Origin of the sequence: Maribacter sp. BPC-D8 (assembly GCF_035207705.1) — a bacterium.
Taxonomy (GTDB): domain Bacteria; phylum Bacteroidota; class Bacteroidia; order Flavobacteriales; family Flavobacteriaceae; genus Maribacter.
Genome location: NZ_CP128187.1, coordinates 49196 through 75438, shown reverse-complemented (window position 1 = coordinate 75438; position 26243 = coordinate 49196). Strand labels below are relative to the sequence as shown.

19 protein-coding genes are annotated in these 26243 nt (G+C 37.5%); 10 read left to right on the top strand and 9 right to left on the bottom strand.

Features of this window, described 5'->3' with window-relative positions:
- Positions 1-64: 64 nt before the first annotated feature.
- Positions 65-535 carry a GNAT family N-acetyltransferase gene (locus QSV08_RS00310; RefSeq protein ID WP_324025653.1) on the bottom strand — a complete coding sequence of 157 codons (471 nt, stop codon included), beginning with the start codon at positions 533-535 and terminating at the stop codon, positions 65-67.
- Between the two features lie 62 nt (positions 536-597).
- Here QSV08_RS00310 and QSV08_RS00305 point away from each other — a divergent pair, with 62 nt between their 5' ends.
- Positions 598-1239: an O-methyltransferase gene (locus QSV08_RS00305; RefSeq protein WP_324025652.1), complete on the top strand. Its 642-nt coding sequence runs from the start codon at positions 598-600 to the stop codon at positions 1237-1239.
- Here the strand turns inward: QSV08_RS00305 and QSV08_RS00300 are convergent.
- The 6 genes from QSV08_RS00300 to QSV08_RS00275 all read right to left on the bottom strand — a co-directional run bounded on the left by QSV08_RS00300 (position 1202) and on the right by QSV08_RS00275 (position 6643).
- Entirely contained in the window at positions 1202-1777 is a 576-nt protein-coding gene (locus QSV08_RS00300; RefSeq protein ID WP_324025651.1) for a phosphatase PAP2 family protein, read from the bottom strand. The two genes, QSV08_RS00305 and QSV08_RS00300, sit on opposite strands and share 38 nt — an antisense overlap.
- A 6-nt stretch (positions 1778-1783) precedes the next feature.
- Positions 1784-2113, bottom strand: coding sequence for a Sec-independent protein translocase subunit TatA/TatB (locus QSV08_RS00295; protein ID WP_324025650.1), 330 nt, complete (start codon positions 2111-2113; stop codon positions 1784-1786).
- Positions 2114-2205: 92 nt separating this feature from the next.
- Positions 2206-4518, bottom strand: coding sequence for a M1 family metallopeptidase (locus QSV08_RS00290; protein WP_324025649.1), 2313 nt, complete (start codon positions 4516-4518; stop codon positions 2206-2208).
- A 57-nt stretch (positions 4519-4575) separates the two neighbouring features.
- Positions 4576-5082, bottom strand: a complete 507-nt coding sequence (locus QSV08_RS00285; protein ID WP_324025648.1) for a DUF6702 family protein — start codon at positions 5080-5082, stop codon at positions 4576-4578.
- 51 nt (positions 5083-5133) lie between these two features.
- Complete coding sequence (locus QSV08_RS00280) at positions 5134-5907, bottom strand: hypothetical protein (protein ID WP_324025647.1); 774 nt, start codon at positions 5905-5907, stop codon at positions 5134-5136.
- Positions 5897-6643, bottom strand: coding sequence for a hypothetical protein (locus QSV08_RS00275; RefSeq protein WP_324025646.1), 747 nt, complete (start codon positions 6641-6643; stop codon positions 5897-5899). Before QSV08_RS00275 ends, QSV08_RS00280 begins: the two co-directional genes overlap by 11 nt.
- A gap of 293 nt (positions 6644-6936) precedes the next feature.
- Between QSV08_RS00275 and QSV08_RS00270 the strand changes: the two genes are divergently transcribed.
- From QSV08_RS00270 to QSV08_RS00230, 9 genes are all read left to right on the top strand, one after another.
- On the top strand, positions 6937-10335 hold the full coding sequence (locus QSV08_RS00270; RefSeq protein ID WP_324025645.1) for a beta strand repeat-containing protein: 3399 nt from the start codon (positions 6937-6939) through the stop codon (positions 10333-10335).
- A complete protein-coding gene (locus QSV08_RS00265; RefSeq protein WP_324025644.1) occupies positions 10335-11498 on the top strand; it encodes a gliding motility-associated C-terminal domain-containing protein in 1164 nt (387 codons plus the stop codon). The genes QSV08_RS00270 and QSV08_RS00265 overlap by 1 nt, the downstream gene beginning before the upstream one ends.
- 237 nt (positions 11499-11735) lie before the next feature.
- The gene (locus QSV08_RS00260; protein ID WP_324025643.1) at positions 11736-19769 is read left to right on the top strand and encodes a hypothetical protein; all 8034 of its coding nucleotides are present in this window, start codon (positions 11736-11738) and stop codon (positions 19767-19769) included.
- Positions 19770-19773: 4 nt separating this feature from the next.
- Positions 19774-20814 (top strand): hypothetical protein, encoded by a 1041-nt coding sequence (locus QSV08_RS00255; RefSeq protein ID WP_324025642.1) that lies wholly within the window; start codon positions 19774-19776, stop codon positions 20812-20814.
- Complete coding sequence (locus QSV08_RS00250) at positions 20798-21973, top strand: hypothetical protein (protein WP_324025641.1); 1176 nt, start codon at positions 20798-20800, stop codon at positions 21971-21973. Before QSV08_RS00255 ends, QSV08_RS00250 begins: the two co-directional genes overlap by 17 nt.
- Before the next feature lie 3 nt (positions 21974-21976).
- Complete coding sequence (locus QSV08_RS00245; RefSeq protein ID WP_324025640.1) at positions 21977-23149, top strand: gliding motility-associated C-terminal domain-containing protein; 1173 nt, start codon at positions 21977-21979, stop codon at positions 23147-23149.
- A gap of 129 nt (positions 23150-23278) precedes the next feature.
- The gene (locus tag QSV08_RS00240; RefSeq protein ID WP_324025639.1) at positions 23279-24013 is read left to right on the top strand and encodes a M15 family metallopeptidase; all 735 of its coding nucleotides are present in this window, start codon (positions 23279-23281) and stop codon (positions 24011-24013) included.
- 39 nt (positions 24014-24052) lie between these two features.
- The gene (locus QSV08_RS00235; RefSeq protein WP_324025638.1) at positions 24053-24823 is read left to right on the top strand and encodes a M48 family metalloprotease; all 771 of its coding nucleotides are present in this window, start codon (positions 24053-24055) and stop codon (positions 24821-24823) included.
- Between the two features lie 136 nt (positions 24824-24959).
- Positions 24960-25127, top strand: a complete 168-nt coding sequence (locus QSV08_RS00230) for a DUF6747 family protein (RefSeq protein ID WP_324025637.1) — start codon at positions 24960-24962, stop codon at positions 25125-25127.
- Between the two features lie 106 nt (positions 25128-25233).
- On the opposite strand, the gene QSV08_RS00225 is transcribed toward QSV08_RS00230, so the two are convergent.
- Together QSV08_RS00225 and QSV08_RS00220 are read right to left on the bottom strand one after the other, a co-directional pair.
- A complete protein-coding gene (locus QSV08_RS00225; RefSeq protein ID WP_324025636.1) occupies positions 25234-25620 on the bottom strand; it encodes an ankyrin repeat domain-containing protein in 387 nt (128 codons plus the stop codon).
- Between the two features lie 198 nt (positions 25621-25818).
- Entirely contained in the window at positions 25819-26211 is a 393-nt protein-coding gene (locus QSV08_RS00220; protein WP_324025635.1) for an ankyrin repeat domain-containing protein, read from the bottom strand.
- Between the last annotated feature and the right edge of the window lie 32 nt (positions 26212-26243).

Here is a 26243-nt window from a genome sequence, read left to right as displayed (position 1 = left end):
GCTAATTTTGTATAAAAGTAATCATAAGCCTATAATTTTATAAGCTCTATTAAATATATGGGTACTACAATTCTGTTCTTAAACGCATTTCTATCATATGTCTTTTGAACCCTTTTTTCTCGTAAGCGCGTATGGCAGGTTCATTATCACTATAGACATCTAACTTAATTTCGGTTAATCCTGCTTTTTTAGACCAATCTAACAAGGCGTCAACAATTTTACCGTTTAATCCCCTACCTCTATAATCTGGGTCTGTATACATAAACCCTAAGTAGGCAAAAGCTTCGTGATCCAAGTAATCTTTGGCTGCTTTTTCTAACGCATAACCCGTAGCAACAATTTTATCGCCATCGCATGCTAATAGTATCGTAGCTCTGGGATTTTCTATTAGTGCTTCTAAATCGTAATAAATTACGCCGCTTTCTTTTATTGCTGGATTCATAGGACGTTCTGCATTGACTACTTCTTGCTCATATTTTCGTAACACGGGCACATCACCTTTGACGGCTTCTCTTATAGTTATTTCATTATTCATCGCTACTCTAATTTAGACCCTTAATTTAAGGCTTAAAACCCTATTTTTGCAAAAAGAAACGCATGCATTTTTTATCACCTCTTTTAGAAAACTATTTAGCCGATAATTCACAAGCTGAACCTAAATTATTACAAGAACTTACGCGTGAAACGCACTTAAAAGTCATACAACCCCGTATGCTTACAGGTCATTTTCAAGGGCGTGTTCTAAGCTTGCTTTCTAAATTGACGAATCCGACCAATATTCTTGAAATTGGCACCTACACGGGGTATTCTGCCTTATGCCTTGCGGAAGGATTACCGAAAAACGGACAATTACACACCATAGATGTCAATGCAGAACTAGAACATATTCAGCGTTCTTTTTTTGATCGAAGCGATTATGGTTCTCAAATTATTCAGCATGTGGGTAATGCACTAGATATCATTCCCAAAATGGATATTACTTTTGACCTTATTTTTATTGATGCCGAAAAAAAACAGTACAATAAATATTTAGAAGCGGTACTACCAAAAACCAAGTCTGGTTCTGTTATACTTTCTGATAATGTATTGTGGTCTGGCAAAGTGGTAGAGACCTTAGACCCTAAAGATGTTACTACAAAAGTGTTGTTAGACTATAACAAAAAACTAAGTGAGCATCCGCTTTTAGAAACGGTATTGCTACCTATACGCGATGGTTTAACTTTAAGTAGGGTGAAATAAGCAAACCGTACAATCTATAGAATAGCCAAGCCGATAATATACCTACCAAAGCACCCACCATTAAATCGATAGGGAAATGCACACCTACGTACACTCTACTCATTGCAAATAATATGGGCCAGATATAAAATAGGTATACCCATTTAAATTTTCGTCTTAAAAAAAGTACCGTTATGGTGATGACAGAAAAGGATGATGAAGCGTGACCTGAGAAAAAACTGAAGCCTGACGGACTTCTTAATATTCGAATCAACGTATTTAGCTCTTCGTCATTGTTTGGCCGTAACCTAGCAACCACATTTTTGGTCAAATCTGTTAATGTACCCACAAATACAACCATTACCAACAAGGTCAAAATCATAGCTATAGCTTCTCGCTTTGGAAACTTAACAAAGAAAAGGATTATGATAAATGCAAATAAGGGAAGCCAAGGTGGAAATTTGGTTACTGTAGACCAAAAAACATCGTACTGCTCAATACCAAGACTGTTAAGATAGACAAAGGCATCTCGATCCCATTGTAAAATCTTATCTAACATAGAAGTCTACTTTCTCTTGATACTGCCTGTTACATCATTGATGTTTTTGCTGACATCGGCAATTTGTTTCTTAACATCACTACCTAAGCCCGAGCTAATATCTTTTTTCATATCATCGATATCTTTCTTAATATCGGTAACGAAACTAGTATCTATACCCTGCTTGTCTGCACTCTTCTGAATCTCTTGTTTAATATCTTCGGTAGCATCTTTAAGTTGACGCATACCCTTACCCAACCCCTTCGCAATATCAGGAATTTTGTCGGCACCAAAAACCATCACTACGATAAACATAATGAAGAAAATTTCTGCGCCACTAATAAATAATGAATACATCCCAATCATACTACAAATATAAACAAGTTTAGTATCGAAATTAAAAAAGCCCCGTAGTTATACGAGGCTTTTTTTAATAATTATTTTGTTACTTATTTTCCTTTTACTTCACCCTTCATTTTATCGAAATCGCTCTCTTGCTCTTTCTTCGGCCAGCTATTGTTTGTAGTATCAATATCTGCCGTTTCCATTTTGGGATCAATGTTTACACCTTTTAACTCAGAAGTAGATGAAATCACCATACTTACCTCTTTGCTATTCTTTCTCCATATTTCTGGAGGGTAGGTTACATTCTCAACAGAACCATCTGCATACGTATATTCTACAATCAATGGCATTGGTAAGCCACCCGGACTGTTATATGTTACTTCGTAAAAATACTTTGGCTCTTTAACCGCTGCTCTTTCTGCTGCAGTCATATTATCCATCATAAATTCTTTTAAAGTTTTTGAAGTCTCTGAAGGTAAATTATCCTTTAATTCAGGAGCTACCATATTTGCATCATCAAATTCCTCTAAGTAAACCATTGGTCTTAAATTAGATTCTGGAATACCACGTTCAGCTAAATAAGCTTTCATTTTTTTATTCGGCTGATCGCTTACATAATATTTCTTGATATCCTTTACGCCCATATCTACATAATCAGTAGTATAGAACCAACCTCTCCAGTACCAATCTAAATCTACAGCAGAAGCATCTTCCATTGTTCTAAAGAAATCTTCTGGGGTTGGGTGCTTAAACTTCCAACGGTGAGAATACGTTTTAAAAGCATGGTCAAACAACTCACGCCCCATTACTGTTTCTCTCAATATATTTAAAGCTGTTGCCGGCTTACCATATGCATTCGGACCTAGTTGAAATACATTTTCTGGATTAGACATAATCGGAGAAATAGTACTTTGATCTCCGCTCATGTAAGGTACGATCTTCGCAGGATCACCTCTTCTAGACGGGTACTTATCATTTGGCGCTATTGCCGCTGGATATTCTTCACCAAATTCTTGCTCAGCCATAAACTGCATAAAAGTATCTAAACCTTCATCCATCCATCCCCATTGACGTTCGTCTGAGTTTACGATCATTGGAAAAAAGTTATGACCTACTTCGTGAATAATTACACTGATCATTCCGTATTTAGTTCTATCTGAGTAGCTACCATCTTTATTTGGTCTACCGTAGTTCCAACAAATCATTGGGTACTCCATACCTTGCTGCTTAGCATGTACAGATATTGCTTTAGGGTAAGGGTAGTCAAAAGTATGCGATGAGTACGACTTTAACGTATGTGCAACTGCTTTAGTAGAATACTCTTCCCATAACGGGTTACCTTCTTTAGGGTACATAGAAACCGCCATGATATCTCTGTTACCTAACTTAACAGCTTGCATGTCCCAAATGAACTTTCTTGATGTTGCAAAACCGAAATCACGAACATTTTCTGCCTTAAGCTTCCATGTTTTTGTTTTCTCTGAAAATCCTTTTTCAGCTGCTTCTGCTTCTGCCTGCGTTACAATAATAACAGGTTTGTCATACGACTTCTTTGCCTGCTCATAACGACTCATCATTGCTTTGGTAAATACTTCTTTTCTGTTTTGAAGTACACCTGTACCATCTAAAATATGATCTGCAGGTACTGTAATATTCACTTCATAATTACCAAATGGCAATGCAAACTCGCCATTACCCCAAAACTGGTGGTTCTGCCATCCTTCTACATCATTATAAACTGCCATTCTTGGAAAAAACTGAGCAATTACATATGCTCTGTTTCCATCTTCTTCAAAAAACTCATATCCAGATCTAGCTCTGTTTACTGTATGATCAGGTATGTTATAATTCCACTTTATATCAAAAGAAAATTTATCTCCACTTTTAAGCGGTGTAGGTAAATCTACACGCATCATGGTGAAGTTCACTGTAAATGGTAATGCTTTACCTGAATTATCTTTTACGTAATCGATATTAAAACCGCCATCAAAAGACTCTGTCATGTAATTACCAACAAATTTCTCAGGTGAATCGCCAAGAGAAACTCCGCTACCGTTCTTTAAGGCTGCTTTTGAATCTTTTGTTCTAACATTCTGATCTAACTGCACCCATAAGTACTCTAAATCATCTGGTGAATTATTTGTGTAGGTAATTGTTTCTGTACCGAATATTTTGGCATCTTTATCATCTAAACGAATATCCATTACATAATCTGCCTGCTGCTGATAATAATCAGGACCAGGAGCACCCGAAGCCGACCTGTAGGTGTTCGGCGTAGCGAACTCTTCATATAATTGTTTAAACTTACTCTGGTTGGTGTGCCCAGCTTCCTTTTCTTTGGTAACCGCCTCTTGTGCAAAAGTTACAGCGGCAAAAAGGAATAAAATAGACGCAAATGCGTACTTTACTCTTATCATTTCTTAGTTATTTAGTGTGGGAAAATTAAAGTTTTTATAGGGATATCTTAATCTTTGTTACAAATTTAACATTCCTTTAATACGTGATTTTACAAGTACATGGCTCTTTTTCTTTCCATTTACCTTCATATGCACCACATTCTGCTGATCATCATATATATCTGTCAGCACCTCATTGGTTATACCAATTTGCTTTAAAGTTTCAAGGGGAATATTTGGGACTTCTAAGTAACAAATGACCATATCTGAATCGTATTTATGACCTATGAAATCGTATTTTACTGTTTCGCCATTTATCTCTACCAAGAATTTAGTACGCAAGTATCTTTCTAAATACTCCTTATCTACCGATGATTCTTTATCTGTACCCAATGACGAAGCAAATTCATACCTTTCTTTTAGTACCGCATTCATATCATCGATAAAAACGCGTGTAATTATTTGTACGGCTTGATCTTTTTCTGAATAATCTACATTGGTTACACTGATGTAAAATTTATGCGCTGCCGTAAATGCAAAAAGGGGAAGTATTAACAACAAGAATGCTGTTCTAGTAAGTTTCATATTGTATTGTTTAATAGCTTCTTTACAAACCATATGCCAAAGATAAGATGCTTAATCTAAAGTGTTATTTTCTCTGTACAGTAAACTTTTCTGTCGCAGATACTCCCAAATCTCTAATTCGCTATGGGTATCTACAATCTGTTGAAATCTTGGATCTACCTCGCAGTAATATAGAAAATCGTCTATTTTATCTTCAGGGATCGATAGTTGCTTTACATAAACACTATCCTCATAAAAGTCCCTTACGCGTTCTGTTCGATCATAAAGCTTATTTCGCTCTACTCGTTTTTTTAACATTTTGGTACGCCCCGAAATTGCATTTATTAAGGGATCAAAACTCATAATAGGGTTACCAGTGGCCGCTTTAAGCTCTCGTTCTGCCTTCGTAGGTATTTTTACATATGCATTTGGTAGCCCTAAAGTAGATGCGGTAACTATCGGATCTAAATCTAAAGTTGGCAGATCAGCCAGCAGATTACCACTAAGGTTATAGGGTGTTACGGTAACTTCATCTAATTCGGTCAAAGCATCTTCTAAACCTACAGAAATCAACTTACTTTCAAAAATCGACGCGCTGACCACTATAATTTTCTTTTTGTATTGAATAGCAGAAAACTCTAAGGTATCTAATACACTAACAGGTATCGAAAAATACCCGTATTCATCTGTAATAGTAGCTCTTTGTGAAGTTAAATTAAGTACATGTGTCGCAGCAACGTCGCCGTCATCGCTATACACTCTACCTTCTAATCTTTTAGAATCACCTATTTGTGCAAATATGAATGCACTAGAAAAAAGAAAAAATAGTAGGAGTCTACTCCTCATTTAAATTTTTAAGAAATGTCTTACTATGATCAACCAAAGAATCGATCAACTGAAATTCATTTTCCTTTTTTAATAAAGACCTCGTTGGCATTTGATCATCACAATAGAATAAAAACTCATTTATTTTATCTTGAGGTATATTTAAATCTACCACAAAGAAAGAATCGTCATATACCTGTCTAAGAACTTCGCTAACTTTTAATTTAGGCGCTTCTTCTGTCGCTTTCTCATCTTGAGCTTTGAAAATAGCCCTAAAAATATTCACGAAATTTAAACCGTCTTGCATACCTTTCTCAGAATCAGACATGGCTATATTATCTACCTTAGTACCACGATCAATTTCGTATTCGTATTCTTTAAACTCTTGGTTCTTTACTGCTAAAAAACGTTCTTGCTGTTCTGGGGTTATTACTACCTCGTCTAACTCCGTCACTTTTTCGTTGACCTCTACCACCAAACGATTATTGGCTAAAATTTCTTCAGTAATCGTCACCACTTTAATATTGTAGTTAACGGCAGAAAAAGCAATTTGATCACCCACCTTTACATTAATTCGAAACAAACCTTGATCATTGGTTATTGTGGCGTGTTCAGCAGTGACATTGATAACATTTTCATTGGGCACCCCAATGTTCATGTATATTACCGAACCTCTTAATGGTTGTCTGGTATCATCTTGCGAAAAGCCAGATACTGTTGTAAATAATACGAGTAAGAAAAGTAATTTTTTGGTCATTTAGTGTATATTAAAACTGATAATACCCTAAGTAAAGGGCTATCAAAAGATAAAGAAAAGATTTGTATTCTTCATAAAAAAAAACCCGCCAATAAATTTTTGTTAATTTCTTCATAGCAGATAGTAATTACCAGGGCTAACAAAACCCCAAATTAGATATAAAAACTACCCCATTCAACGACATTAGATGTTCTTTAACCCAATAGCCTATTATTTCAACTTATAAATAAAGCGGATTAAGAAGATAATTCTATTTTTGTTTATCACTATTTTCTCGTCTTAAGACACTAAGTATGAAAGCAATAATTTTCTTTATTTTATTTACAGTACTAGCGGCACCTACCGCATTCGCACAAATTAAAATAGGAGACAACCCACAAAATATAGATGCTTCGTCGGTTTTAGAGCTTGAAAGCACTTCTAAAGTATTGGTAATAACCCGTGTAACCACATTAGAGATGGAGGCTATTACTCCGCAACGTGGTGGTATGGTCTACAACACCGATACAGAGTGTATTAATTATTTCGACGGTACACAATGGGTTAATTTATGCGACGCCGTTAACTTTTCTATTACCAACGACCCTATTATAAATGGTAGAAGTACTATTGAAATTACCGAAGCTGAAGGAAGTATTAATTTAGAAGTTGCCAAAAACAGTATTTTAGGCGATAATATTATTGATGGCGGTATAGGACCAGATGACATTCAAGATAATTCGATTACCCAAGATAAATTAGCAGCCGAATCTGTAGGTTCTAGCGAACTAAGACAAAACTCGGTTGGATCAGAAGAAATTAGAGATGCCAGTATTGCACCGGCAGATATGGCAAATTTTGTACCGGGACAAGTATTGACTACCGATGAAAACGGAATTGTACAATGGGAAGACTCCGACGGACTTTTCGATTTAACATTTAGTAAATTAGATACTACCCTAACTATTGCTAGATCTACCATAGCAGGAGTTTCAACGATTAGCTTAGGTGCCTTAATAGGTTCTGATGATCAACAATTAGACCTTACGGCTAATATTCTTAGTATTGAAAATGACCCGAATACCATTGATTTATCTACATATTTTCAAACCTTAAGCATTGACCCTGTCACAAACGAAATAACTTTAAGTAATGGCAATACAATAACATTACCTGCTGCAGCTGTAGAAGTTGATGGTATTGTTGGTAATGAAATTTTAAATGCTACGGATGCCACACTTGTACGTAATGGCGACGGAACAAATGCCGACCCCTATACTATTGATGTTGAAGTAGGTGGTATAGATACCGCAGAATTAGCAAACAATTCTGTAACCACCGGAAAAATCGCAAATAATGCCGTAAGAACGGCAGACATTTTAAACGGTACCATATTGCCTGTGGATATTGCACCGTCTGATGCCGCACCAGCAAATGCACAGATTTTATCGACAAGTACTACTGGAGTTGTTGGGTGGATAGATATCCCAGAAGGCGCAGTAGATACAGATGAGCAACAATTAACTATCGTAGGGAATCGTATTTCGTTAACCGATGGTGGTTTTGTAGATATACCTGAAGGAAATCTAAGTTTAGATGATGGGTTTATATTTGTTGGTAACGCAGCAACCGACCCAACACCTGTTGCCGTAGGCGGCGATGTCACCATGAATAATATTGGTGAATTTACTATTGAAGATGCAGCAGTTACACCTGCTAAGATTAATCCTGCACCGGGTGTATTAACCGAAGACCAAGTGTTGATCACAACAATTGCGGGAGATGTCGAGTGGGCAGATTTCCCTCCTGGAGGAGGCGGAGGTACTGACCAAGATGCTAGCGAAGTTGATTTTACACCTATCGGCAATACAGTAAGTACCGATGTTCAAGCGGCGATAACAGAACTACAAACTGAAATCGATGGAATAACTATTACAGGCGGCGAAACCAATACAGCCTCCAATCAAGGTGTTGCGGGAGTTCCAACTTTTATTCAAAAGAATGGTGTCGATCTTGAATTCAGAAGTATAAATGCAGGGTCAAATAAAGTAACTGTTATCGAAGATGCTATCAACAACGAAATTCTTGTCGATATCGATGATACAAACTTAGCAATAACGGAAAGCCAAATTTCAGACCTTACCCATACAGCAAATACTGATGAACAGATTGCTTCAGCAGTTCCTTTTGCTCCAGCTGGAAATACAATAAGTACCGATGTTCAAGCAGCTATTGTAGAAATTCAAACTGAAATTGATGGATTTACCATAACAGGTGAAACCAATACAGCTTCAAATCAAGGGATTGCAGGAGTTCCCGTTTTTATTCAAAAAAATGTTGCCGATCTTGAATTCAGAAGCGTAAATGCCGGCTCAAATAAAATAACTGTTATCGAAGATGCTATCAACAACGAAATTCTTGTCGATATCGATGATACAAACCTAGCAATAACGGAAAGTCAAATTTCAGACCTTACCCATACAGTAAATACTGATGAACAGATTGCATCAGCAGTTCCTTTTGATCCAGCTGGAAATACAATAAGTACCGATGTTCAAGCAGCTATTGTAGAAATTCAAACTGAAATTGATGGATTTACCATAACAGGTGAAATCAATACAGCTTCAAATCAAGGAATCGCAGGAGTTCCTGTTTTTATTCAAAAAAATATTGCCGATCTTGAATTCAGAAGCGTAAATGCTGGCTCAAATAAAGTAACTGTTATCGAAGATGCTATCAACAACGAAATTCTTGTCGATATCGATGATACAAACCTAGCAATAACGGAAAGCCAAATTTCAGACCTCACTCACACTATTAATACCGATAACCAGATTGCATTAGCAGTTCCTTTTACTGCTGTTGGTAATACAGTTAGTACAGATGTACAAGCAGCTATCGTGGAAATACAAACTGAAATTGATGCGTTAAACGCTGGTGATAATTTATCTAACACCAACCTTACTCAATCTGCCGATAGAACATATGATTTAAACGGGAATGATTTAACCTTCGACATTACAAATAGCATCCTTTCCTTTGCTGGAACAGGAAGTAATGTTGGGATTGGTAATATAACTCCTCAAGATAAATTAGATGTTGACGGGCAAATTAGAGCTCGAAATGGTTTCGCTGGAAACATAGGTTCCTCAGGAAACCCTAGTTATGGTTTTTCTACAGAGTCAAATATGGGAATGTATCGTGCAGGTGTAAGCCAGTTAGGCTTCTCTACAAGTGGCAATGAAGCAATGAGAATTATAGCTAATGGAGATATTGGTATAGGTATAACTCCAACCGTAAAGCTTCATGTCAATGGTGATATAAGAGCAGTAGGAGAAATTCAGGCAACTGGAGATATCACGGACAACGTTCCAGATTATGTTTTTCAAAAATATTTTCTTGGTAATTCCATTCTAAATCCTAATTATAACTTTGAAGATTTAGCTGAAATTGAAAAATTTGTAAAAGAAAATAATCACCTTCCAGGCATCAAATCTGCTACCGCAATAAAAGAACAAGGTTTTTGGGATTTAGGCGAAACCTCTAGAGTAAACCTTGAAAAGATAGAAGAACTATTTTTGCATACTATTGAGCAAGAAAAGAAAATTAAAGAATTGCAGAGCACCAATGATAACATGAGTACAGAATTAGAGGCTTTAAAAGCCCAAATGACAGAGATTAAAACCATGTTATTAGAAAAGCAGAACGACTAATGAAAAAATACATACACATACTTTTCTTTCTATTTGCGGCAACTATTTCTGCCCAAACAGCATTATATAATAATGGCAACTTACGTATTCACGAAGGTGGGCAAATTGGTTTTCATACCAACCTCATTAATGAATCGCCTTTAGATAATAATCTTGGGCTAGCAGGTTTTTATGGATCTGAGCTTTTAACAGTTTCGGGCAACGTTACTCCGCAGTTCTATGATATGGAAATTGCTTTGGAGAACAACATGCAACTGAACCTTGGTATGGATAATACGAATAACACCAACTTTATTTTTGGTAGTATCCTCACCCCTACTGCACAACCAGATATATTCTACAATTTCGTAGATAATTCTTTTTACAGTGGTGAAAATGACTTTAGTAAAATTGAAGGGTATGCGGCAATTACCAATCAGCAAAATTTTGGTTTCCCGGTTGGTGATGTGCAATATTTAAGACCTTTAATTATAAATTCTGAGAGCGTAAACTTATTTGCTAAATGTGCCTATTATTTTGAAAATCCGAATAATGCACCAGCTCCTTTAGATAGTTATAACACGGCAAAAACTGCCCTAGATGTTGAATCGGTAAATACATTTGAATTTTGGAGATTAGAGGGTTCTATTCCTTCTACCGTAACCCTAAGTTGGAATATACGTAGTAGCATAGAAACTTTAACCGATAACGTTGATGAAGTTATACCAGTTGGGTGGAGCAAAGCCTCTCAAAGTTGGGTTAATTTAATCGGTAGTGTTCCTGTAGGTACTTTAACCGAAGGTTTTGTAACTACAGAATCTTTCACTCCAGATGATTACGAAGTTATAACACTGGGCTCGTCTAAAAGTCCGTTCGAACCGCTATCTAGAGATGTACTTTTTATAGATAATTTCTTTATTTCTGTAAATGGTGATGGAATCAATGACAATTTTTTCATTGAAGAATTAGAAGAATATGACAGTAACTTTCTCCAAATCTATGATCGCTACGGACTAAAAGTATTCGAAAAAACAGATTACGTAAATGATTTTGTCGGATTCTCAAATCTGAACAATGTACCTTTCGGAGAAGAAAAAGGATTACCGACGGGCGTTTATTTTTATACTGTTTATATACCTGAAGGAGACTTAAATTATCAGGGCTTTTTATACCTATCTAGATAACCAATTCAGCCATAAATTTGTTTCCGCATTAAATAATTTTGAAAGAAATATCTTACCATAAAATCAACCTCCTACACATTTATATTCTTTTACACTCAGATTAAACGCATATTTCAACGTTGTAACGAAAGCTTTATCGGGTTTCCCAACATATTCCCTTAGGTTCACAACATAATATATTTTTCCTACAGCGTCCGATTTATTTTTGCAGATGATAACATATTCCCCAATATTTAGATGTCTACAAAAATTAAATTTCTATTATTCTTCGTTTTCATTTCATTCTGTGCAAATGCGCAGGTGAAAATAGGTCAGAATCCTAATACCATAGATTCAGCTTCTATTGTCGAGCTAGAAAGTACAGACAAAGCATTTGTACTTACCAGACTTACTACGGCACAAATGCAAGCAATCTCTCCACTAAACGGTGCGGTGGTTTATAATACCGACACGCAATGTGTGCATTATTATAACGGATTGATATGGACAAACCTTTGCGATGGTAATTCTTCTTCATCATTTTCATTTAATGATAATGGAGATGGCACCATTACACTTTCTGACGGAAACGGAAATAACGTAACCTTTAATGGGGCGGCACAAACCATATCTACACTTGCAGACAATGGTGATGGCACATACACATATACCAATGAAAACGGAATAGATACAATTATTTCTATCGTTAGTACTGACAATCAAAATTTACAAACCGACAATACACCTGGGAATATTAGTATTGATAACGGTAACGCAATTGCCATCAATGTAGATGATGCAGATGCAGATGACCAAAATGAAATTCAGACATTAAATTATACTTCGGGAGTACTTACCTTATCTAATGACCCAAATGCAACAACTGTCGATTTATCAGGATTTGACCAAAATGCTGCTGATGATTTTTCAGGAAGCTTCAATGATTTAATTGACCTACCTGTAAATTTAGACACCGATGCTACTGATGATTTTAACACTGGAATCTCTTTTGATGGAACTAACTTAACCGTATCTGATGCCGGTGGCGATGTAAGCACTAATATAAGCGGACTTGCATATGACGATACTGCCATTCAGGCGGATGTTGATCAGAACTCTGCGGACATTGTTAATATGGAAGCTGAGCAAACAACTCAGAATACTGCAATAGCTACAAATGCTACAGACATCGCAACGAATGCGACAGATATTGACAACCTTGAAGCGGAGCAAACAACTCAAAATACTGCAATTGCTACAAATGCGACAGACATCGCAGCGCATAATGCTGCCGATGGAGATTTGAGCGCTACGAACGAATACAACACAGGCATCAGTTTTGACGGAACAGACCTTACGGTTACAGATCTTGGTGGTGATCAAACTATTGACATTAGTGGTTTGGCTTATGACGACACTGCTATCCAAGCGGATGTTGATCAGAATACTGCCGACATTGCTACCAATGTAACCGATATCGCTACTAACGTAACGAATATCGACAACCTTGAAGCAGAGCAAACAACTCAGAATACTGCAATAGCTACAAATACAACTGACATCGCAACGAATGCGACAGATATTGACAACCTTGAAGCAGAGCAAACAACACAGAATACTGCAATAGCTACTAACGCTACAGACATCGATGCGCATAACGCTGCCGATGGAGATTTGAGCGCTACGAATGAATACAACACAGGTATCAGTTTTGATGGAACGGACTTGACCGTTACTGACCTTGGTGGTGACCAAACAATAGACATTAGCGGTCTGTCTTATGACGATACTGCAATCCAAGCGGATGTTGATCAGAATACTGCCGACATTGCTACCAATGTAACCAATATCGCTACTAACGTAACAGATATCAACAACCTTGAAGCAGAGCAAACTACGCAGAATACCGCAATAGCTTCAAATGCTACAGATATTGATACTCTGGAAGCGGAGCAAACAACTCAGAATACCGCTATCGCTACAAATGCGACAGACATCGCAACGCATAATGCTTCCGATGGAGATTTAAGTGCTACAAACGAATACAACACAGGTATCAGTTTTGATGGAACAGACCTTACGGTTACAGATCTTGGTGGTGATCAAACAATAGACATTAGCAGTCTTGCTTATGACGACACTGCTATCCAAGCGGATGTTGATCAGAATACTGCCGACATTGCTACCAATGTAACCAATATCGCTACTAACGTAACGGATATCGACAACCTTGAAGCAGAGCAAACAACTCAGAATACTGCAATAGCTTCAAATGCGACAGACATCGATACTCTTGAAGCAGAGCAAACAACACAGAATACCGCTATCGCTACAAATGCTACAGACATCGCAGCTCATAATGCTGCCGATGGAGATTTGAGTGCTACGAACGAATACAATACCGGCATCAGTTTTGACGGAACGGACTTAACCGTTACAGACCTTGGTGGTGATCAAACAATAGACATTAGCGGTCTGACTTATGACGACACTGCAATTCAAGCGGATGTTGATCAGAATACTGCCGACATTGCTACCAATGTAACCGATATCGCTACTAACGTAACGAATATCGACAACCTTGAAGCGGAGCAAACTACTCAGAATACTGCAATAGCTACAAATACAACAGACATCGCAACGAATGCGACAGATATTGACAACCTTGAAGCGGAGCAAACAACTCAAAATACTGCAATAGCTACAAATACAACTGATATCGCAACAAATGCGACAGACATCGATACTCTTGAAGCAGAGCAAACAACACAGAATACCGCTATCGCTACAAATGCTACAGACATCGCCGCTCATAATGCTGCCGATGGAGATTTGAGTGCTACGAACGAATATAACACAGGCATCAGTTTTGATGGAACGGACTTAACCGTTACTGACCTTGGTGGTGACCAAACTATTGACATCAGCAGTTTGGCTTATGACGACACTGCAATCCAAGCGGATGTTGATCAGAATACTGCCGATATCGCTACTAACGTAACGGATATTGACAATCTTGAAGCGGAGCAAACAACCCAGAATACTGCAATTGCTACAAATGCAACAGACATCGCAACAAATGCGACAGACATCGCAGCTCATAATGCAGCCGATGGAGATTTGAGTGCTACGAACGAATACAATACCGGCATCAGTTTTGATGGAACGGACTTAACCGTTACTGACCTTGGTGGTGATCAAAAAATAGACATTAGCGGTCTGGCTTATGACGACACTGCAATTCAAGCGGATGTTGATCAGAATACCGCCGACATTGCTACCAATGTAACCAATATCGCTACTAACGTAACGGATATCGACAACCTTGAAGCAGAGCAAACAACACAGAATACTGCAATTGCTACAAATACAACTGACATCGCCGCGCATAATGCAGCCGATGGAGATTTAAGCGCTACGAACGAATACAACACAGGTATCAGTTTTGATGGAACGGACTTGACCGTTACAGACCTTGGCGGTGATCAAACTATTGACATTAGCGGTCTTGCTTATGACGATACTGCTATCCAAGCGGATGTTGATCAGAATACTGCCGACATTGCTACCAATGTAACCGATATCGCTACTAACGTAACGGACATCGACAACCTTGAAGCGGAACAAACAACTCAAAATACTTCAATAGCCACAAACGCTACTGACATCGCCGCTCATAATGCTGCCGATGGAGATTTAAGCGCTACGAACGAATACAACACAGGTATCAGTTTTGATGGAACGGACTTGACCGTTACAGACCTTGGCGGTGATCAAACTATTGACATTAGCGGTCTTGCTTATGACGATACTGCTATCCAAGCGGATGTTGATCAGAATACTGCCGACATTGCTACCAATGTAACCGATATCGCTACTAACGTAACGGACATCGACAACCTTGAAGCGGAACAAGCAACTCAAAATACTTCAATAGCCACAAACGCTACTGACATCGCCGCTCATAATGCTGCCGATGGAGATTTGAGTGCTACGAACGAATACAATACTGGCATCAGTTTTGATGGAACAGACTTAACCGTTACAGACCTTGGCGGTGATCAAACAATAGACATTAGCAGTCTTGCTTATGACGACACTGCTATCCAAGCGGATGTTGATCAGAATACTGCCGATATCGCTACTAACGTAACGGATATCGACAATCTTGAAGCAGAGCAAACTACTCAGAATACTGCAATAGCTACAAATACAACTGACATCGCAACGAATGCGACAGATATTGACAACCTTGAAGCGGAGCAAACAACTCAAAATACTGCAATAGCTACAAATGCTACTGATATCGCAACAAATGCGACAGACATCGCAGCTCATAATGCTGCCGATGGAGATTTGAGTGCTACGAACGAATACAACACAGGTATCAGTTTTGACGGAACGGACTTAACCGTTACTGACCTTGGTGGTGATCAAACAATAGACATTAGCGGTCTGGCTTATGACGACACTGCAATTCAAGCGGATGTTGATCAGAATACTGCCGACATTGCTACCAATGTAACCGATATCGCTACTAACGTAACGGACATCGACAACCTTGAAGCAGAACAAACAACTCAGAATACTGCTATTGCTACAAATACAACTGATATCGCAACAAATGCGACAGACATCGATACTCTTGAAGCAGAGCAAACAACACAGAATACCGCTATCGCTACAAATGCTACAGACATCGCAGCTCATAATGCTGCCGATGGTGATTTGAGTGCTACGAACGAATACAATACCGGCATCAGTTTTGATGGAACAGACTTGACCGTTACTGACCTTGGTGGTGATCAAACAATAGACATTAGCAGTCTGGCTTATGACGATACAGCAATCCAAGCGGATGTTGATCAGAATACTGCCGATATCGCTACTAACGTAACGGATATCGACAATCTTGAAGCAGAGCAAACTACTCAGAATACTGCAATAGCTACAAATACAACTGACATCGCAACGAATGCGACAGATATTGACAACCTTGAAGCGGAGCAAACAACTCAAAATACTGCAATAGCTACAAATGCTACTGATATCGCTACAAATGCTACAGACATCGCCGCGCATAATGCTGCCGATGGAGATTTGAGCGCTACGAACGAATACAACACAGGTATCAGTTTTGATGGAACAGACCTTACGGTTACAGATCTTGGTGGTGATCAAACTATTGACATTAGTGGTTTGGCTTATGACGACACTACCATCCAAGCGGATGTTGATCAGAATACTGCCGACATTGCTACCAATGTAACCGATATCGCTACTAACGTAACGGATATCGACAACCTTGAAGCAGAGCAAACAACTCAGAATACTGCAATTGCTACAAATACAACTGACATCGCAACGAATGCGACAGATATTGACAACCTTGAAGCGGAGCAAACAACTCAAAATACTGCAATAGCTACAAATGCTACTGATATCGCAACAAATGCGACAGACATCGCAGCTCATAATGCAGCCGATGGAGATTTGAGCGCTACGAACGAATACAACACAGGTATCAGTTTTGATGGAACGGACTTAACCGTTACAGATCTTGGTGGTGATCAAACTATTGACATTAGTGGTTTGGCTTATGACGACACTGCTATCCAAGCGGATGTTGATCAGAATACTGCCGACATTGCTACCAATGTAACCGATATCGCTACTATCGTAACGGATATCGATAATCTTGAAGCGGAGCAAACAACTCAGAATACTGCAATAGCTACAAACGCTACAGACATCGCTGCGCATAACGCTGCCGATGGAGATTTGAGCGCTACGAACGAATACAACACAGGTATCAGTTTTGACGGAACGGACTTAACCGTTACTGACCTTGGTGGTGACCAAGCAATAGACATTAGCAGTTTGGCTTATGACGACACTGCTATCCAAGCGGATGTTGATCAGAATACTGCCGATATCGCTACTAACGTAACGGATATCGACAATCTTGAAGCAGAGCAAACTACTCAGAATACTGCAATAGCTACAAATACAACTGACATCGCAACGAATGCGACAGATATTGACAACCTTGAAGCGGAGCAAACAACTCAAAATACTGCAATAGCTACAAATGCTACTGATATCGCAACAAATGCGACAGACATCGCAGCTCATAATGCTGCCGATGGAGATTTGAGTGCTACGAACGAATACAACACAGGTATCAGTTTTGACGGAACGGACTTAACCGTTACTGACCTTGGTGGTGATCAAACAATAGACATTAGCGGTCTGGCTTATGACGACACTGCAATTCAAGCGGATGTTGATCAGAATACTGCCGACATTGCTACTAACGTAACGGATATCGACAATCTTGAAGCAGAGCAAACTACTCAGAATACTGCAATAGCTACAAATACAACTGACATCGCAACGAATGCGACAGATATTGACAACCTTGAAGCGGAGCAAACAACTCAAAATACTGCAATAGCTACAAATGCTACTGATATCGCAACAAATGCGACAGACATCGCAGCTCATAATGCTGCCGATGGAGATTTGAGTGCTACGAACGAATACAACACAGGTATCAGTTTTGACGGAACGGACTTGACCGTTACAGACCTTGGCGGTGATCAAACAATAGACATTAGCGGTCTGGCTTATGACGACACTGCTATCCAAGCGGATGTTGATCAGAATACAGCCGATATTGCTACCAATGTAACCGATATCGCTACTAACGTAACGGACATCGACAATCTTGAAGCAGAGCAAACTACTCAAAATACTGCAATAACTACAAATACAACTGACATCGCTGCGCATAATGCAGCCGATGGAGATTTGAGCGCTACAAACGAATACAACACAGGTATCAGTTTTGATGGAACAGACTTGACCGTTACTGATCTTGGTGGTGACCAAACTATTGACATTAGTGGTTTGGCTTATGACGACACTGCTATCCAAGCGGATGTTGATCAGAATACTGCCGACATTGCTACTAACGTAACGGATATCGACAACCTTGAAGCGGAACAAACTACTCAAAATACTGCTATCGCAGCGAATACTACCAATATTACTGCCGTAGACAATAAAGTAGATGCACACATTCTTGCTGATGAAGATACTTCTGCTACCAACGAACTATCAGACCTAAGCTTAAGCGCTACCAACATTCTTACATTGACAAATCCATTAACTGGATCTAACCAAGTTGATTTGAGTACTGTTTCAACCGACAATCAAACAGTAGAAATGTTAGCTTTTAATGGTTCTACATTTGAACTATTATTAAAAATAGAAGATGACCCAACAACTCACGTGGCCAATTTATCTTCTTTATATGCAGATGGAACTGAGACTGAAATTACAGCAGGTGATGGCATTCAAATATTAGGTGATGGTTCTAGCTCTTTACCATATACTATTACTAATGATTTCACAGAGATAGATGGTAGTGTAACCAATGAAACCAACACTAGTTTTTCTACTGTTGATGTTGCCGGCACAGACTACTTAAGAATATCTGATTCTAACGGAGACTTAGATGTGCCTTTAACAGACTTATCACATACAGGTACTACAGGTTCTGTTTTCTTTGCTGGAGCAGATGGCACACCAACTGAAAATAATTCTGAATTATTTTGGAACAACGGGAGTAATAGCCTTGGTGTAGGAACGAATACACCTTCAAATAAATTAGAAGTTTCAGGTGCAATTCGTTCTCAAGGAATGCTTAATTCAAATGGAACTGCTAATGAACCTTCATATAGATTTTCTAATGACACCAATACAGGTATTTTTAGACCAGCAGCAGACGAAATAGCCTTTACAGTAGGAGCAATTGAAGCTTTAAAAGTGGAAGAAACTTCTGGAAACACATCTGTAATCGTAAACGAAACTTTAGAATTAGAAGGTGCGGTATTAGATGAGAATGATTCTGCAGGTACTGCCGGGCAAGTGCTTAGCGCAACAGCTACAGGCACAGAATGGGTAGATAATTACAACCCTGTAAAAGCAATAGGTAAAATCAGCTCAACCGGAACAATAACTAAAGCTACAACTGGAGTTACGGTTGCTAGAATTAGTGTTGGTTACTACCGCGTTACTTTACCTGCAGGTTCTGTATCTGATGCAGACTACATTATACAATTATCGCAACCAGGTAGAAACGGTGTTGGCAATGACGATCCGGGTATCTCCTACTCTAACCAAACTGCAACTAGCTTTGAGGTGATCATTGGTGATAATGATAATGGTGCTACAGATAGAAGTCGTTTTGATTCTGAATTTATGTTTACCATTTTAGATTTATAGTCGTATGAAAAAGATATTCACTTTATTTTTATTTATAGCTATTGTTCAAGGAACATATGCTCAAATAGATGGTTCTTTATTACTAGGATTGACCCAGGCTACAACGTCTGAAATTAGTTTAATCACAAATCCTACAGAAGGTTCGTTAGTTTACAATACTACTGAAAAAGCTGTTTATCAGTTTGATGGTAGTAATTGGATTTCTATTACAAAATTACCTCTTGATCTTGCAAATGGTGATGATGACACTACATATTCAGCAGGAAACGGAATTATATTACAAGAAACTACCATGTCTGTTGATCAAGATGCATTAACACCAGATTGGTCGAACATAAAAAATATACCGACTAATCTTGATACTGACAGTGGTAATGAAATACAAAATCTTTCTAAATCAAGCAATAAAATTACGCTAAGTAATGGAGGTGGTTCTATAGCCGAAACAGAAACTGGTATGAAACAAGATACCGATACCGGTAAAATCTACTTTATTAATGAAGCTTCTAACGAGTACACTGCAAACATTGTTTCTGCAGATGAAAATAATGAGCTTAAAGCTGGCTCAGATGGCGGTGTTTATTTAGAGGTTGCGAATAGCAGAAAAATCACTTATTCTCAAACCTTTGGAGGTAGAGCTTATTATTACAATAATAGGTGGTATTCTCTAAATGACGCATACGGAGTAGTTTATTTTCATTGGAATTCAAATAAAGGAGTTGCCAATACCCCTACATATAATATAGCAGGGCAAGCTGGCGTTCCTATTACTAGAGATGTTACCCTGATAAAATTTGTTATGAAAAACGATTTTACAGCAGCCCCAACGGGTACACAACAAATTAACTTAGCCGTATTAAGAAGCGGCTCTTATATTAATATTGGCACTTATGACATTAAAGGATCAAGTACCAACGTTACCATGTTCAATCAAGATATAAATTTTGAATTGAAAGAAGATGACCTTTTAGTTTGGTCGTGTAGAAATGTTAGCGGTGGAAATTTACTTTCATATGCCTCAATAACCTATGAGTTTGGATATTAAAAAAAACATATTAAGTCTATTCGTATTCCTTTGCATTAGTTTTTGCTATTCGCAAGCACCTACTGCAGGTGATCTTGTAGCAATTCATTCGGCTACTTTAGCTGAAATAAATGCAATTGTTAGTCCGCATGAAGGATCGTTAATCTACAATTCTGATGACAGTTTTCTGTATCAGTTTACAGGTAGTGTATGGCAAAAACTTACCCCAGAGGGTAATGAAACAAAAATTATATCTGACGGAAATGTCAATATAGTAGGTACAGGTACATCGGCAGATCCCTATATCGTTTCTTCAATCAAACCTACGTTCACAACAAACCCTGATGGGTCTTTTACATTTTCTAATGGTGTTGATCCAGATGTAAACTTTTTACCTACAGTGCCGGGCAACTCCCCTATCGTTTCAAATTCTGATGCGGGTACGGGTAATTGCTCTCAATTCGGATTAAATGAAACAAGAAATGTAATTATTCAAGGTGCCTACTTTGATGGTGCTTCTACAGTTGCTATTACAGGACAAACCGTAAATTCAGTAGTTATAAACAGTTCTTCTCAAATAACGGCTAATGTAACCTCTGGCTCTGCTTATGGTAATTTTGACATTTCGGTGACCAATAACGCTGGTGCAAGCACATTAATTGGTGGTTTTAATATACAGACCTCATCTACATTAACGACTAGTGGTATTGCTATTGCAGATATGATATTGACCGGCTCTATGACCTATAATGGTATGCAACTTAAAAAAACCGCCACCGCAGGTTGGAACGCCCAAGGGTATTCAACAGCTAATGGCATCAGTGCTACCAATGGCGGACATTTAGACTGGGTTGCCGATCAATCTAATAAGTATGTTATGATCGGTTTAAGCGCTTCGCCATCTAGTAGTGCATCGTATACCAATTTAGATTATGCCATGTATATGGTACCAAACAGTCAAATTCAGATTAGAGAAAACGGAGCAAGTTTAGGCTATGTAAGTAGTTATTCTGCTGGAGATAGGTTAACCATAAATATAGATTGTTTAGGTAATGTAACGTATTTGAAGAATGATATTTTAATATATTCTTCCTCTAAAAAAGCAACCAACCCATTGTATTTTGATTCTTCATATCATGGTGTAGATGCATCAATTTCTAATATATCAATGACCTATTAAATCATGAAAATATTCAAAATCATACTTGCCTTCTTACTACTACAAAATACCATTGTAGCACAAGATGCCGTGCATAATTATGGTAATATTCAAATTCACGATGATGGTTTGGTTGGTTTTCATATGGATGTAATAAATAACGGAGCTTTTAATCAGAATAAAGGTTTAGTAGGTTTTTATTCTTTCGACAAGGCTTTAACGATATCAGGTGGGTCAAATCCTATTTTTTATGATTTTGAGGTTGCAGTAGATAATGATCTTTATATAGATAATACAGTAGGTATTCAAAATAACGCAAACTTTATTGCGGGTGACATAGTTACATCAAGAGTAGCATCCGAAGTAAACATCAATTTTATAAATGATTCATTTTATACAGGGGAAGCAAATTTCACAAAGGTTGATGGTTACACTGCCATAAGCAAGAAGTCTGAATTTACGTTTCCTGTAGGGCAATTTGATAAAATACGTCCTTTAACCATTGAATCAATCGGTTCTAACGATTATGCAAAGTCTGCCTATTACTACGAAGACCCTAATACTACTAGTGTATTTAACACAAGCTTTAGCACATTCATTAAAGAGAATGAAGCCTTATCAATTAGCGAATATGAGTTTTGGCATTTAGAAAGTACCATACCGTCAAAAGTGATATTAACCTGGGACGAAGAGAGCAATGCTTACCTATTCGGAGAGACTATTGCGGAAATAAAAGTTGTAGGCTGGAGTGTAGATGATAAAATTTGGGTCGATTTAGGCAACACCAATGTTGAAGGCAACTTTGCTTATGGATCGGTTACTTCTAAAGAATTTACACCTAGTGATTATGAGATCATTACTATTGGCGGCAATTCTGATATTATAGAAACGCTTGATAATATAACTCTAGATAATTATTACATGACCCCTAACGGTGATGGCATCAACGACTTTTTAGAGATTGAAGGCATTGAAAATTCACCTAATAATACCTTACAAATCTATAATAGATATGGAAGACTGGTATTCTCTTTAGATAATTATAGTGAGGAGTTTACAGGTTTATCTAATGTAAATGGGGTAGTTTCTAGAAATACCGGTCTGCCTTCAGGCATCTATTTCTATATTGTAAACTTGAAAGATTTAAACTATAAACATCAAGGGTACTTATACCTTACGACCTACGAAGAAAATTGATCATTAATTCTATTAAGATTAAGATTCATTACTTTTACTTTAAGATTGCATGATTTACTACTTTCAAAAGTTTTTCTCTTTTGGTATAGTTTGGCAAATCTTTTGCATTACATAACACAACATACAATTATGCAGAGAAGAACATTTATTAACAGAAGTAGTTCGGCAGCTTTAGCTCTTGCCCTTGCACCTAATTTCTTTATACAAGAAGAAACTGAGTACGGTATTTTAGAACTCATGGGTAAAGAAGATATCAAGTTATACGGTAAAGACATCAACCTCCGAAAAGAAGCTCATGATGCCTTTGTTGAAATGAAAAAAGCTGCTTACAAAGACGGTATCGATTTAAAAATTGTTTCAAGCTTTAGAAGTTATGATAGGCAAGAGGCAATTTTTGAGCGTAAATATTTAAAATATACAGATGATGATGGTATGAACCCTACAGATGCTATCAATAAAATTATAGAATACTCTACCATACCTGGTACAAGTAGACATCATTGGGGTACAGATATTGATGTTGTCGACGGGTATAGAAAAGTAGATGGTGATATTTTGGTACCACACAAGTATGAAGGTGAAGGACCTTATGTTGACTTTAAAAAATGGATGGATGAAAATTCTGAGACCTACGGATTTTTCTTAGTGTATACTGACGAAGCAAAAAGAAGAGGTTTCAAATACGAGCCATGGCATTATAGTTATGCTCCATTATCGATACCGATGCTTGAACAATTTAGAAGTAAAAATGTCGCTTCAATTATAATTAGAGAAGATTATTATGGGGCAGAACATTTTACTATGAACTTTTTAAAATCATACATTCAAAATAATATATTAGATATTAATAGAAACCTACTGTAAGCATTTCGTACATTAGAGCCTGTACTATAACACATTACCATGAGAAGAGGAAGTTGGAAAATTAGAATATTTATCGGTTTGGCTATTGTTGCCTTTGCATTTATACAAAAATGTAGCAACACTGAAGAAAACCCTTATACCGGTCGATCCCAACATATTACTATGTCTTCTGAACAAGAAATCGCTATTGGTTTACAAAGTGCTCCAGAAATGGCACAACAACATGGCGGTCTTTACCCTGACCAAAGTTTACAGGCTTTTGTCGAATCTGTCGGTAATAAACTGGTTCAAAACAGTGTTGCCAAAGAGACTCCGTACCAATATGATTTTCATTTATTAGCCGATGATCAAACCATAAATGCCTTTGCATTACCTGGCGGACAATGTTTTATTACTTACGCCTTATTCTCACAACTTAACGAAGCACAATTAGCTGGTGTTTTAGGTCATGAAATTGGTCATGTAATCGGTAGACATTCTGCAGAAAGAATAGCCGATAGCCAAACATGGCAGACAGCAACTATGGGTGCTACTGTTGGTGCTGGTGATATGGGTAGTATTTTAGGAAGTATTGGTCAGAATACACTACTAAAAAATGGTCGTGGCGATGAGTTGGAAAGTGATGAACTAGGGGTTCTATTTATGATTCAATCTGGTTATGATCCATACGAGATGATTAAAGTGATGGAAATTTTAAAAGCTGCTGGTGGTCCAGACCGTACTCCTGAATTTCAGAATACCCACCCAGATCCTGAGAATAGAATAGAAAAAATCAGAGAAGCTATAGACAAATACAAAAACCAAGGTTAATCGGTTTTTTTGCACACTTCATCTAGAGGACAATACTCAGTGTTTTTATTTTTGTAGATTTGAGGAAGTCCCAAGCTTATTTTGCCATTTATGAATTGCCTTTATAGCTATGATTTAATCATAGAAGAACACTATAATGGGAACAATTACACATTTCAGAAACTTATACGTGCAGGCGTTTGAGAACTGTAAACCAGTAGTTTTGGTTACATTTTTAAAGGTCTACTCAGTATTTTGTGCCCTAATGATATTTTCGGCACTGTATGCTTTTGTTGTTAGAGCAGCAAATGGATTTGATTTTTAACGCGTTTTACTCTTTTACCTGAACACTATTTGAAGTAGAATTACGTAGTATTAAAAAGGGCTCATTGATATTTCAATGAGCCCTTTTTATTTTCACAAAGATAAAACTATGAATCTTGCTTAATTACATCTAATACATCTTTAGCATTCGACATTTTCGCATAGTCTTTTGCTGTATAACCTTGATCGCTTTTAATGTTAAGATTCGCGCCGTTCAATAATAAAACCTTAAGTACTTCTGCCTTATTATATCTAGCGGCATACATTGCCGGCGTTAGACCCATAGACTTCTCATTAGACTTTTCACCTAAAGCCAACAAACTTCTTACTTGATCTACATCACCCTTCATAACTGCTTTACATAACGAACTAATTTCGTCATTTACAGAAATAGATACTGCTTCATTTAAATTTATACCGTCATTATTATTTGCATAAACTCCTGTTAATGTAAATACACTAACGAACAACAAAATTGAGATTGATTTTTTCATAATATTTACGTGGTTTTGATTAATATTATTATTAATAACTTAAAATTAAGTATATAATTATATTAATAACGTAACTTTAAGAAAGATATAGTAAATATTTAACAATTGACAGATACTAAGAAAACCCTATGATCCAATTTATTTCAAAATTGGATCATAGGGTTTTAGATTTACAAGTAGAAATCGTTTAAAATAGACTTAACTTCCTACTGCAGTTTCAATTAATTCGAGAGCCTCTGTTGCATTAGATAATTCGGCATAACGTTTTGCTGTATGCCCTTGACTACTCTGCATCTTAAGATCGGCTCCGTTATTAATAAGTATTTCCAAAACGGCTACCTTATTATAACGAGCGGCAAACATGGCAGGCGTCATACCTAAAGATTTCTGATTTACATCTTCGCCTAAATCGATCAACCGTTTTACGGTCTCTAAATCGCCCTGTATAACAGCTTTACAGAAAGAGCTAATATCTACTCTTGACACAAGGTCAATGTTATTCGTTGGTGCTAAAGTTTCATTTTCAGCAGCTAAAACAGTTGTTCCTATGGTAAGAATTACCATAGATAATGTAAGGATTACTTTTTTCATGATGATTGATTTTTAATTGATGAGTACAATAG

Excerpts from the sequence above, each read along its gene's own strand:
- QSV08_RS00310 (WP_324025653.1), bottom strand. The coding sequence starts at position 535 with ATGAATAATGAAATAACTATAAGAGAAGCCGTCAAAGGTGATGTGCCC.
- QSV08_RS00305 (WP_324025652.1), top strand. The coding sequence starts at position 598 with ATGCATTTTTTATCACCTCTTTTAGAAAACTATTTAGCCGATAATTCA.
- QSV08_RS00300 (WP_324025651.1), bottom strand. The coding sequence starts at position 1,777 with ATGTTAGATAAGATTTTACAATGGGATCGAGATGCCTTTGTCTATCTT.
- QSV08_RS00295 (WP_324025650.1), bottom strand. The coding sequence starts at position 2,113 with ATGTATTCATTATTTATTAGTGGCGCAGAAATTTTCTTCATTATGTTT.
- QSV08_RS00290 (WP_324025649.1), bottom strand. The coding sequence starts at position 4,518 with ATGATAAGAGTAAAGTACGCATTTGCGTCTATTTTATTCCTTTTTGCC.
- QSV08_RS00285 (WP_324025648.1), bottom strand. The coding sequence starts at position 5,082 with ATGAAACTTACTAGAACAGCATTCTTGTTGTTAATACTTCCCCTTTTT.
- QSV08_RS00280 (WP_324025647.1), bottom strand. The coding sequence starts at position 5,907 with ATGAGGAGTAGACTCCTACTATTTTTTCTTTTTTCTAGTGCATTCATA.
- QSV08_RS00275 (WP_324025646.1), bottom strand. The coding sequence starts at position 6,643 with ATGACCAAAAAATTACTTTTCTTACTCGTATTATTTACAACAGTATCT.
- QSV08_RS00270 (WP_324025645.1), top strand. The coding sequence starts at position 6,937 with ATGAAAGCAATAATTTTCTTTATTTTATTTACAGTACTAGCGGCACCT.
- QSV08_RS00265 (WP_324025644.1), top strand. The coding sequence starts at position 10,335 with ATGAAAAAATACATACACATACTTTTCTTTCTATTTGCGGCAACTATT.
- QSV08_RS00260 (WP_324025643.1), top strand. The coding sequence starts at position 11,736 with ATGTCTACAAAAATTAAATTTCTATTATTCTTCGTTTTCATTTCATTC.
- QSV08_RS00255 (WP_324025642.1), top strand. The coding sequence starts at position 19,774 with ATGAAAAAGATATTCACTTTATTTTTATTTATAGCTATTGTTCAAGGA.
- QSV08_RS00250 (WP_324025641.1), top strand. The coding sequence starts at position 20,798 with ATGAGTTTGGATATTAAAAAAAACATATTAAGTCTATTCGTATTCCTT.
- QSV08_RS00245 (WP_324025640.1), top strand. The coding sequence starts at position 21,977 with ATGAAAATATTCAAAATCATACTTGCCTTCTTACTACTACAAAATACC.
- QSV08_RS00240 (WP_324025639.1), top strand. The coding sequence starts at position 23,279 with ATGCAGAGAAGAACATTTATTAACAGAAGTAGTTCGGCAGCTTTAGCT.
- QSV08_RS00235 (WP_324025638.1), top strand. The coding sequence starts at position 24,053 with ATGAGAAGAGGAAGTTGGAAAATTAGAATATTTATCGGTTTGGCTATT.
- QSV08_RS00230 (WP_324025637.1), top strand. The coding sequence starts at position 24,960 with ATGGGAACAATTACACATTTCAGAAACTTATACGTGCAGGCGTTTGAG.
- QSV08_RS00225 (WP_324025636.1), bottom strand. The coding sequence starts at position 25,620 with ATGAAAAAATCAATCTCAATTTTGTTGTTCGTTAGTGTATTTACATTA.
- QSV08_RS00220 (WP_324025635.1), bottom strand. The coding sequence starts at position 26,211 with ATGAAAAAAGTAATCCTTACATTATCTATGGTAATTCTTACCATAGGA.